The 9,813-nt window shown below is 41.0% G+C and carries 15 protein-coding genes; all 15 read right to left on the minus strand.

The window, feature by feature from the left end; translation table 11 throughout:
* Window positions 1-603: 603 nt before the first annotated feature.
* The 15 genes from AWH61_RS07480 to AWH61_RS07575 all read right to left on the minus strand — a co-directional run bounded on the left by AWH61_RS07480 (window position 604) and on the right by AWH61_RS07575 (window position 9,680).
* A complete protein-coding gene (locus tag AWH61_RS07480) occupies window positions 604-972 on the minus strand; it encodes a hypothetical protein (RefSeq protein ID WP_075176675.1) in 369 nt (122 codons plus the stop codon).
* Window positions 973-1,110: 138 nt separating this feature from the next.
* Complete coding sequence (locus AWH61_RS07485; protein WP_075176693.1) at window positions 1,111-1,464, minus strand: DUF4844 domain-containing protein; 354 nt, start codon at window positions 1,462-1,464, stop codon at window positions 1,111-1,113.
* Between the two features lie 129 nt (window positions 1,465-1,593).
* Entirely contained in the window at window positions 1,594-1,872 is a 279-nt protein-coding gene (locus AWH61_RS20120) for a hypothetical protein (RefSeq protein WP_075176676.1), read from the minus strand.
* Window positions 1,873-2,010: 138 nt separating this feature from the next.
* Window positions 2,011-2,370 carry a hypothetical protein gene (locus tag AWH61_RS07495; RefSeq protein ID WP_075176677.1) on the minus strand — a complete coding sequence of 120 codons (360 nt, stop codon included), beginning with the start codon at window positions 2,368-2,370 and terminating at the stop codon, window positions 2,011-2,013.
* Window positions 2,371-2,495: 125 nt separating this feature from the next.
* Window positions 2,496-2,819 (minus strand): hypothetical protein, encoded by a 324-nt coding sequence (locus tag AWH61_RS07500; RefSeq protein WP_075176678.1) that lies wholly within the window; start codon window positions 2,817-2,819, stop codon window positions 2,496-2,498.
* Between the two features lie 616 nt (window positions 2,820-3,435).
* Window positions 3,436-3,792, minus strand: coding sequence for a hypothetical protein (locus AWH61_RS07510; protein WP_139308976.1), 357 nt, complete (start codon window positions 3,790-3,792; stop codon window positions 3,436-3,438).
* Between the two features lie 554 nt (window positions 3,793-4,346).
* On the minus strand, window positions 4,347-4,616 hold the full coding sequence (locus tag AWH61_RS07515; RefSeq protein ID WP_212667573.1) for a hypothetical protein: 270 nt from the start codon (window positions 4,614-4,616) through the stop codon (window positions 4,347-4,349).
* Window positions 4,617-4,745: 129 nt separating this feature from the next.
* On the minus strand, window positions 4,746-5,099 hold the full coding sequence (locus AWH61_RS07525; RefSeq protein WP_075176682.1) for a DUF6404 family protein: 354 nt from the start codon (window positions 5,097-5,099) through the stop codon (window positions 4,746-4,748).
* A 135-nt stretch (window positions 5,100-5,234) separates the two neighbouring features.
* A complete protein-coding gene (locus tag AWH61_RS07530) occupies window positions 5,235-5,543 on the minus strand; it encodes a hypothetical protein (RefSeq protein WP_249922617.1) in 309 nt (102 codons plus the stop codon).
* Window positions 5,544-6,616: 1,073 nt separating this feature from the next.
* The gene (locus AWH61_RS07545) at window positions 6,617-6,928 is read right to left on the minus strand and encodes a hypothetical protein (protein ID WP_139308977.1); all 312 of its coding nucleotides are present in this window, start codon (window positions 6,926-6,928) and stop codon (window positions 6,617-6,619) included.
* Window positions 6,929-7,051: 123 nt separating this feature from the next.
* Window positions 7,052-7,324, minus strand: a complete 273-nt coding sequence (locus AWH61_RS07550) for a DUF3144 domain-containing protein (protein WP_075176686.1) — start codon at window positions 7,322-7,324, stop codon at window positions 7,052-7,054.
* Between the two features lie 623 nt (window positions 7,325-7,947).
* On the minus strand, window positions 7,948-8,259 hold the full coding sequence (locus tag AWH61_RS20125) for a hypothetical protein (protein ID WP_075176688.1): 312 nt from the start codon (window positions 8,257-8,259) through the stop codon (window positions 7,948-7,950).
* A 114-nt stretch (window positions 8,260-8,373) separates the two neighbouring features.
* A complete protein-coding gene (locus AWH61_RS07565) occupies window positions 8,374-8,727 on the minus strand; it encodes a hypothetical protein (protein WP_075176689.1) in 354 nt (117 codons plus the stop codon).
* A gap of 116 nt (window positions 8,728-8,843) precedes the next feature.
* On the minus strand, window positions 8,844-9,260 hold the full coding sequence (locus tag AWH61_RS07570) for a hypothetical protein (protein ID WP_075176690.1): 417 nt from the start codon (window positions 9,258-9,260) through the stop codon (window positions 8,844-8,846).
* 111 nt (window positions 9,261-9,371) lie between these two features.
* A complete protein-coding gene (locus tag AWH61_RS07575; RefSeq protein ID WP_075176691.1) occupies window positions 9,372-9,680 on the minus strand; it encodes a hypothetical protein in 309 nt (102 codons plus the stop codon).
* Between the last annotated feature and the right edge of the window lie 133 nt (window positions 9,681-9,813).

The following is a 9,813-nucleotide window of genomic DNA, read 5'->3' on the forward strand; positions in this document are numbered from 1 at the left end:
TTTTATTAGGTCTACAAGATGAGGCTTTAAGGCTTGATTTGATTTCGTTGGATAATTCTTCTGTAAGCGAAAAGAATCTAAAGCTGATATTTAATTCAATGTCTGAGTCCATTCAATGTGTCCGTAGGTGCATAACTTTCCAATAACGGGCGCAGACATGTGGGGCATAATGGCGAAGCCGCCCCGCATGTCTGCGTCCCAGCGAACGAAGTGAGTGTGTTGATTGGGTTGTTATATGCCGTTTCAAAATAGCTAAACCAATGGGCATAAAAATCAATCATCGCTTCGTCCTTCTGCCCCCGTGTATAGTCCGTTACTTCCGGATTGATCTGCAACGGGTGTGCCGGGCGACGTGTTAGAAAAAGAACTTCTAACAATAAAATATGTAATGGTTGGTCCGACGATAGGGGTTAGCCAATTAATTATTAAGCAAAGGGTCATGGAGCTTTGTTGTTTAAAAAACGCTCCTCTGATACCAATAGCATTAACAAATGCTAAGACCAAGTGTAGACAAGTAAAACCAACTATAAAATAGATAGTAGTCACATGAGTCCCTTAGGCATACAACGCCCCAGCGAGCCTGCGAGCGGCTATAGTGGTTTGTTATGAACCAGTAGTTTGAATATTGCTCAGAAACAAATTTCCATCCATGACGAATGTATAAGTAATTTTACGTGTTTTACCAGAGTCATCTGTGTATTGAGCCGAAACCATACAACTTTCGTTACTGCAGCGCGTATCGAGCGTGTCTTTTTGTAAACTTATGCCAGAAAACAATGTACCAATAAGTTTTCCGCCGTTTAACGACATTTCATCTTGCTTAGAAGGTTCCCAGTAACGAATGGCTTCTGCATAATTACCTTGATTGACAGTGTGTTGAAACTTAACGGCTAACTCAGCCGCGTCATTTTTAGCTGCATATGAATTAGCTGACAACAGCGAAAGACAAGATATTAAAATTTCCTTTTTCATAATATTTCCTTATGGTTCATAACGCCTAAATATGGGACACAAACAGGTAGGCTATAATGGCGAAGCCGCCTGCCTGTTTGTGTCCCAGCCCGCCTGCGGGCGACATGATTTTTTTGTTATGTGCCACCCGATACATCCTTACAAATAGTAGCTCAATAAGCCATCTGAGCTTTCTATATTTAGGATATCCATAATTATCTCTAAATGGTCCCCAAAGTGTTCTTTCGCCTCAGTGTCTTGCATTTGCATGATTTCTAATACTGGCAAAAACGTTTCCATGACCCAAAGTCTTGATGGATTTTGCAAAAGGCCATTAATGAGTGTGTCTAAAATTGAGTCTAACAGTTTAGTTAATAGCCGTTTTTCGTTTGGAACACTACCGGGCAGTTCAGCAAACAACTCGCTATCCTTAAAACTTTTTAACTCGGATAAAGTGGACTGAGTGATGACCAAAGTCTGATCTTGAACTTCTAATAAAGGACTGTATTCCATATTATCCTCTTGGCACATAACTTTTAAATAAGGGGCGAAGGCGTGTGGGGCATAATGGCGAAGCCGCCCCGCATGTATGCGTCCCAGCGAACGAAGTGAGTGACTTAATTTTGTTGTTATATGCCATTTTTAAAAAAAAGTACCTACCGCTAAGGCATTTAAAGCTCCGATACCCAAAATAAAGTAGATAAAAGAAACTAAGTATAGTGCTGAATATTTCGGTGATTGTTTTTTAGTCTTAGCTTGATTAAAAAAGGAGAAGCCAAAAGAACATGCCCATATTCCAAAGACTAAGAAAAATAGACTCTTGATAAGTTCTTTCTCCAAAAAGAAAGAAAGTAGAATCAAAGCAGGAAGAAGAGAATAAATTATGCTCCTTAGCTTTTTAAAGTGATCTTTCTCTTTCATAGGATCTCAAATATATTTACTGGCATATAACTTTTAAATAAGGGGCGATAACGCGTAGGGCATAATAGCGTAGCGGCCCTGCGTGTTAGCGTCCCAGCCTGCGCTAGCAGGCGACTTAATTTTTTTGTTATGTGGCATCTAAAAACTTCCTAGATTGTTTATGATGAAAATAGCCAATGAAATAATGCCGAATATAAAAAATGCTGCGGAAAAGACAGCGGAATACATAAATGGGTTTTTAACTCTTTCATCTCTTAAGCCGTCTTCTGCTAAGACTTTGGGGATTAAAATTAAAACGGCTACAGACAGTAAAACGGATAGCAATAGAAAGAGAACTGCTCCAATAGCGAAGTACTTGCCGCAACCTGTATTGGGTATGTTTTTTAAAAATGCCGCTAATAGAACAATCGAGCCTGAACTTAGTGTAGTAAGATGTTTAAAGGCGTCGAATAAAAGTTTGATCGAATCCCTTTTTTCTTCAGAAAGAAACTTTTCCATCATTTCTCCTTGCCACATAACGGCCCGCATAACAGGCAAAAATATGTAGGCTACAATACCAAGCGAAGCGCAGGGAGCCTACGTGTTTTTGTCCCTAGCGAGCGCAGCGAGTGTTAATGCGTTTGTTAGGCGTCATTGCTGTCGTCTTTACTTTGTTTGACAAGTATCCTTGGTTTATCCGTTTGAGTTTTCGATGTTCCAAATATATATCCAACAATTGTGCCCAGCAATCCCATAAGCGCTTGACCATCTACTTCAATTATTGTTGTCAGTAGTACCACTATAGGAAGAATGAAAGTTAGCCCCAATATTTGCAGAACGTAAGGAGCAAGAGGGCTATTACTCTTCATCTGTTTAATAGACATTATTCCAGCTAGTATCAAAAGAAGGCAGACCATACCAACAGTCGCTTTAGGACTCATAAGTGCTTGAAATAACTGCTCAGACATATAATTTCCTCAGAGTTGAATACTGGCGCCTAACTTTCCAATAACGGGCGCAGACAAGTGGGGCATACTGGCGAAGCCGCCCCGCGTGTATGCGTCCCAGCGAATGAAGTGAGTGTGTTGATTGGGTTGTTAAATGACATGCTGATTAAACCCTTGAACCACCCCATAATTGTACTGTAGACATTAGCAAGATAGCCAATATAAGCCCAGAAACTAATGATACGCCGATGGGGAACAAAATAACTTGCCATAGTTTCAAAACCATAAAGCGCTTTAAAATGAACGAAAACAACACTATCGATATTACAACTGATGCTGGCTCTACTAAACCCGTCAAATAGGTAATTGAAGCTGAAAAAGCCTGCGTTATTAGAAATAAACCAGTAAGTAACATACTGCGCTTGTTTACATTTTCAGCCACTTTGAGTAGGTGGAGAACAATTCGAAAACCTATGAAATTTCCAAGAAGAAATGAAATCAAAAAGAAGATTGGAAACACAAAAGTACCTTTGGCATATAACTTTTAAATAAGGGGCGCAGGCATGTGGGGCATAATGGCGAAGCCGCCTCGCGTGTATGCGTCCCAGCGAACGAAGTGAGTGACTTAATTTTTTTGTTAGCTGCCACTTTTGTTAAACATTTTTGGTGAACGCCAACTAACAAGCCCTGATAATATAAACAATACGGCAAAAGTAAGATACCAATACTCTTGAGTGAGGCCGATAAGCTTTACAGTATTGTCGGTAATGAAGTACGTAATAAAAGCAGCAACCAAAATGTGCTGAATTTTTAAGGATTTTTTGTGTGTGCGCTGCCCAATAAAGAAACCAACACCAGCAGGAATGCCACACAAGAAAAACACCAAGAAATACGCTGCAATACTTCCTTGTTTAGCTAGTGAAGTAAGACTAAATAAAACAGCAATCGCCGCAACGGCTAAACCAAAAATCCATGCATCTCTATCTATTGCCAAACCTACCTCCTTGGCAGCTAACTTTCCAATAACGGGCGCAGGAACGTAGGGCATAATGGCGAAGCCGCCCTGCGTGTATGCGTCCCAGCGAACGAAGTGAGCGAGTTTATTGAGTTGTTAGTACCCGTAAACCCAATACTACCTAGCAACATTATTTAATTTTATTCCTATTTTTGATTATTTCACGATAGCTGAAATAGGTAAAAAATGGCGAAAGTAAATAAAAAGCTAGCAGCACATCTAGAGCAAAAAGTGGATAAATCAGTTCTGCTTGGCCAATAGAGCCGCAAAAGTCCGATGAAAATATAGAAATACATTCATAAACTGAAGTTGACCAGACATATGCAGTAAGACCGAATAGAACGCTAATTATCAAAAGACTTCTTAGCATTTTTAGATATAGCTTTTTGGATGGTTTTACTTTCAAGCTTCCTGCTCCGAGGGTACTAACACCCGCATAACGGGCAAAAATACGTAGGCTATAATACCGAGCGAAGCGAAGGGAGCCTACGTGTTTTTGTCCCTAGCGAGCGCAGCGAGAGTTTATGCGTTTGTTATGTGGCTGAACTACGAGAACCAACAATAGCGAACCAGAATAAGCCAGTGCCAGCAAGCACAACACCTAAAGCTGAACGCTCTTCTTGAATGCTACTAACGTAAATGAATGGCAATGCAGCCATCGCAATTGAGACTAATAGATATAGACCTTTTCGCTTGCCATTTGAATAATAAATACGTTTTCGCCACTTATTTAATAAAAGTGTACCAATGGGCAAATACGCCAACATAAAGACTTCAAAGATGCCCATCTCTCCTAGACACATAACGCCCTGTTAAGGGGGGAGCAACGCAATACCGAAGTCGCCGCATACCGCCTTAAACACTAAAACCAACGCATGATGAAAATGCCACGCGTTGCGAATCCCTCTTGAACAGTTTGTTAGGTTTTGGGCTTATTCTCTCAATGAACCCCAATCTGTTAGATTTAATTGCTTACGTCTAATGTAGTAGAAGGTTGCTATAATAAAGCCAAACAAAGTGCCAGCAAGTAACGAGATGAAAACGGCTTCTAAAACTGGTTTACCTAGCTCGTTCCACACAAGAAACCATTGGAAGATTCCCCATACAGGAGCAAAGAAAGTCACACAAAGCATAACGTTTGCAAAATAACTTTGGTAATAAGGTGGCGGAAAACACATTCCAAGTTTACGTAGCCACTTTACAATTGGTGGATTGTAGTTCGACTTCCAAACGCCTTTATCATTTAACTCTTTGTGAGCAAGTCGTAGCTTCGCTTCATAATCCATGATCTAAAATCCTCGAATTCGATGTTTCCCGCGGAGAAACCTAACGCCCTGCTTAGGGGCGGAAACACATGGGCTAAAATTTAGGAGCGAAGCGACGCAGCCCATGTGTTTGCGTCCCAGCGAGCCTGCGAGCGACTACAGCAGATTGTTAGGTGAACACTCATTTACGACCGCCAAGCCCAAATCTATGTTAGCAACAATATACCCATATTCTTTTTTGGACAAATTGCCGGTTCTGTATTGAGCTTTGGCTGATTCGTGATCCCATGCCTCTCCGCATTTTGCCTCTGGTATTTTGAGGTCTAGGGTAAGTAGATATTGTTGATCTGAATCGATTGTATGACCTTTTTGGGTAGAGCTTTTTGCGCAAAGGCTTAATGCGTACTCGACTGCAAATTTGTCTACGCTGGGTAATCCAACAAATTCTACATCACAGGCTAACACTCTCTTGCCTGAAGTTTCGGTGTAATACAGTTTCCCAGTTGTGCATGCCGACGATAAAAAGAGCGCTACAAAAATTATTAAAAATCTATGAATCAAAAGATTTCCCTGTTCACCTAACTTTTCAATAACGGGCGCAGGCACGTAGGGCATAATGGCGAAGCCGCCCTGCGTGTATGCGTCCCAGCGAACGAAGTGAGCGAGTTTATTGAGTTGTTATGCGTGTGTTTATAAGTGGAGATATGTTCCGTTGTCATAGTTTACTTCCTAGGTTTGTCGGCATCGGGGTTAAAATAAAGATAGATTAGCAACAATAAATAAACGACAACGAACGAAACTGGCCATGCAAGTATGTAACGAAGTGCTACTTCATGGTCACTGCCTACAGTCTCGCCAACCCATAACCTAAGAGTCACGAATATCATCAAAACAACTGTTCCGATAAAAGCATACTTCAGAGGTCTCTTAAAAAAGTTTTCCTTCACTTAAACTCCTAATGCTTTCATAGAGCGCTTTTACGACAAACTTTGGTTGCAAACAGTAAAGCGCATAACATTAAGCTAAGCGGCGCAGTTGCGTGGGGCATAATGGCGAAGCCGCCCCGCGTAAATGCGTCCGAGCGACCGAAGGGAGTGGTCTTAAGCGCCTTGTTATAAGCAGAGCCAGTTCCTTTGGTCTTTTTAAAAACTAATGAAGCCAGCATACGATTGATTGCTAACACAAACAAGCAAAACGACGGTGCAGTGAAGGTTTTGATTTGACAGAAGCTAGCCGCCATCTGAGCTACCAAGTGTAATGGCGCTTGCTGGCTGAAAATAAGAACTAGAAGGTAAAGCGCCTATTACACCACCTTTGAATTGAAAGCGGCGGATTTAAACCTGCCACAAGCCAGAGCGATGCAATTGAAAACAGGTGAGTGTAGTTTTACTGGGATTTTCATAAAGCCAAACGCAGTTTAAGCTGACGCCTTATAACTTTCCAATAAGGGGCGCAGGCATGTGGGCTAAAATCCGAACGAAGTGAGCAGCCCACATGTTTGCGTCCCAGCGAACGGAGTGAGTGACTTAATTTGCTTGTTATGTTTCGTCACTCAAAACTTCCTTTTTAACCGACTCGATATCAATATGTGGAATTATGAATTGCCATTGCTTACGTGCAGAATCTAGGTAGATTACAAAACCATAAGCAATTCCAGAAAAAGCTGATATTGCCAATAAGTACAATCCAGTAGAACCTTGGAAGTGCAACAAGAAAACAATCATAAGCCCAAGCCATGATATACCAGTCAAAAGCAAACTTTTCCTTTTTAGTTTTAATGCGTGTTTTTCTGGATTCTCTATCGAAGAAAGAATACTTTTCAAAGTTTTATTTTTTAATTGATTATCCAAAATTCCTCCATGAAACATAACACCCCGCTTAGGGGCAATAACACGTGGGCTAAAATTTGGAGCGAAGCGACTGAGCCCACGTGATATTGTCCCAGGGAGCTTGCGACCGACTACAGCGGATTGTTATACGTCATCGTCATCTGTTGTGTAATACTCAATTCCGTTTCTGAGTGCTGACTCAAAAAACTCCAAGTGTTCTCTAACAAATTCTTCCAAAGATATTTTTTCCTTTTCCGATTTTATTGCGAAATAACGCGCCGAGTAACAAGCTGACGTATAGAGAAAAGAAGAACTAACCTGCGGGACAGAAAGCTCCTCTTCTTTTGACACTGCCGCTTCCATAAAGCTATCAACGGTTTCATTAAACTTTTGATCAAGCTCTGTATCTTGAGTCATTTAATTCCTTTTGACGTATAACATTAAGCTAAGGGGCGCAGGTACGTGGGGCATAATGGCGAAGCCGCCCCGCGTAAATGCGTCCCAGCGACCGGAGGGAGTGGCTTGAGCGTTTTGTTATAAGGCGATGTTTCTACGAACATAATGCCAAGACCACAAAGAACCGACCACACCTAGCCCACCATAAATACTTAAAAACAAAAATGATTGAATGTCTATTGATGCCAAGTTTTTGCTAAACAATACGATTGGTGTTGCGCAACCAAGAATTAATCCAATACAAAAAAATACTAGAAAACTAAACTTACTTGACCAAGCGTTTTTAAGCCATAGCTTTATGAGTGGATAAGCTAATATTGAGCCCATAACAAATGCAATGGGAAATGCTAAAGCTCCAAAGATGAAGGCTGCACTGCCATATGGCAAGCTTAAAATAGTCAAACTTAATGTGACAAATAGAGAAGACTGGAAACTACAGATTAGTATGTGTCTGAACATCCTTCTAGCCTTATAACTTTTCAATAACGGGCGCAGACATGTGGGGCATAATGGCGAAGCCGCCCCGCGTGTATGCGTCCCAGCGAACGTAGTGAGTGTGTTGATTAGGTTGTTATGTGCAACCATTAATAACCTTGTTCTTTTGCAAGTTTTATTTCTAGTATTACTCTTTGGAGAAGGAGTTTCCCAAATTTCTCTGTCAAGTAGCTAGTAAAACCTGTCATTTCATGCTTAACGTGCTCCGCCACTTCGCTCGGTATTTGAAGTGATAGATTATAATTAAACTGATAATCATCAAACGCATCTTTCATGCGTGATATAACTATATCGGTCATCTCTAATGATGCTTCGCTTTCCGCTAATATATTCGTAAGAGTTTTTTCAAAGCTGTTCCACTCTTGAACTGCTTTGGTTGGAAAATTGACGATGTTATTCATGTTCATCCTTGCACATAACTTTTCAATAACGGGCGCAGACATGTAGGGCATAATGGCGAAGCCGCCCTGCGTGTATGCGTCCCAGCGAACGAAGTGAGCGAGTTTATTGGGTTGTTAGGTGCGGCCAACCACGTAGTGCAATGCTTTTTTACGGAAAACTGTCCATATAGCCATTGCCAGAATAAACCCCCACAGTAATGTTTGAAGCCCATAAAGCCCATATTTACTGACGAAGACTATAGCAGGTATGAAAAACAGAAATAAGCGTATAAATTCATTTTTGTAGCGCCAAGCAATCGAGTGAATAGCACAACAGTAAATACCGATAATAGAGCCAACAAAGTAAACAAAAATAGATGGCATTTGCCAATAAAACGAAGCAACAAAAGTAGCAACGAACAGGAGCAGAAGCCAATGAGAGTTTGTAATAGTATTTATATAAGGTCCAGAATCTGTCTTATTACCCATAAGCACCTAACGGCCCGCATAACGGGCAAAAATACGTAGGCTAAAATAACCAAGCGAAGCGCAGGGAGCCTACGTGTTTTTGTCCCTAGCGAGCGCAGCGAGTGTTAATGCGTTTGTTAGGTGCGGTGAGCTTTAAACGCCCGAACGACCATAAATGAAACGATACCAGCATAAATAATAAAAAAACAAGATACTGAGGTTGAAGATGTAAAACCGTGAACCAGGGTGAATTTAAGTATACAAAATAAGGTGAAGCCGATCGTGACAAAACAAGATGCAAGCGCAGCAACTAGAGAAAATGTGGGATAGTCCTCCATCCAACTGGCTAATAAAAATAGGAGGCCACAAAAGAAAATTAGAAACTTAAAGTTACCAATTACCGGTAATGCTAAATCTGGTTGTTTGAGAAGAAAAGTTAGAATAATTAGTGGCACACCCAAAGAAAAATTTAAAACCTTTAACTCACCAACAGCCCGTTCAGACTGAACAAACTCTTTCGATTTTGGCCACTTCATTCCATGAAAGTTAAACATTCTGAGAGCACCTAACTTTTAAATAAGGGGCGCAGGCATGTGGGGCATAATGGCGAAGCCGCCCCGCGTGTATGCGTCCCAGCGAACGAAGTGAGTGACTTAATTTTTTTGTTATACGTTTTTACACTTAGTTTCTTCAGAGCTACCGCCTGCTTTCAGTTGAATGTTGGATACTGACGGTTTGCTGTTTGCAATTGCTGAGTAAGCTTCTGCAATTAATGACGGTTCTGCGCAATAATCTATGTCTAAAGTGACTGAAGAAAAGTCTATTTTCGACAATTCAATTTCTAGTTCAGTATTAGTTAGCATTTTATCTGAGTCGTTTATAGAGTAACTCGTCTCACCTATATGAATTGTAATCTCGTCACTAGCATTTGAGTAAAATGAAATGACCAGAAGCAATAAAAGAGTAAAGCGCATGCTGTCTCCCTGACGTATAACTTTTAAATAAGGGGCGCAGGCATGTGGGCTAAAATCCGAACGAAGTGAGCAGCCCACATGTTTGCGTCCCAGCCCGCGCAGCGGGCGTGCTTAATTTTTTTGTTATGTTGCT

It is taken from the genome of Alteromonas sp. W12 (assembly GCF_001924945.1).
In the GTDB taxonomy this organism is placed as follows: Bacteria; Pseudomonadota; Gammaproteobacteria; order Enterobacterales; family Alteromonadaceae; genus Alteromonas; species Alteromonas macleodii.

Coding starts and splice junctions, on each gene's coding strand:
- AWH61_RS07550 (WP_075176686.1), bottom strand. CDS start 7,324: ATGACTCAAGATACAGAGCTTGATCAAAAGTTTAATGAAACCGTTGAT.
- AWH61_RS07495 (WP_075176677.1), bottom strand. CDS start 2,370: ATGGAAAAGTTTCTTTCTGAAGAAAAAAGGGATTCGATCAAACTTTTA.
- AWH61_RS07485 (WP_075176693.1), bottom strand. CDS start 1,464: ATGGAATACAGTCCTTTATTAGAAGTTCAAGATCAGACTTTGGTCATC.
- AWH61_RS07565 (WP_075176689.1), bottom strand. CDS start 8,727: ATGGGTAATAAGACAGATTCTGGACCTTATATAAATACTATTACAAAC.
- AWH61_RS07480 (WP_075176675.1), bottom strand. CDS start 972: ATGAAAAAGGAAATTTTAATATCTTGTCTTTCGCTGTTGTCAGCTAAT.
- AWH61_RS07575 (WP_075176691.1), bottom strand. CDS start 9,680: ATGCGCTTTACTCTTTTATTGCTTCTGGTCATTTCATTTTACTCAAAT.
- AWH61_RS20120 (WP_075176676.1), bottom strand. CDS start 1,872: ATGAAAGAGAAAGATCACTTTAAAAAGCTAAGGAGCATAATTTATTCT.
- AWH61_RS20125 (WP_075176688.1), bottom strand. CDS start 8,259: ATGAATAACATCGTCAATTTTCCAACCAAAGCAGTTCAAGAGTGGAAC.
- AWH61_RS07525 (WP_075176682.1), bottom strand. CDS start 5,099: ATGGATTATGAAGCGAAGCTACGACTTGCTCACAAAGAGTTAAATGAT.
- AWH61_RS07500 (WP_075176678.1), bottom strand. CDS start 2,819: ATGTCTGAGCAGTTATTTCAAGCACTTATGAGTCCTAAAGCGACTGTT.
- AWH61_RS07570 (WP_075176690.1), bottom strand. CDS start 9,260: ATGTTTAACTTTCATGGAATGAAGTGGCCAAAATCGAAAGAGTTTGTT.
- AWH61_RS07515 (WP_212667573.1), bottom strand. CDS start 4,616: ATGTGTCTAGGAGAGATGGGCATCTTTGAAGTCTTTATGTTGGCGTAT.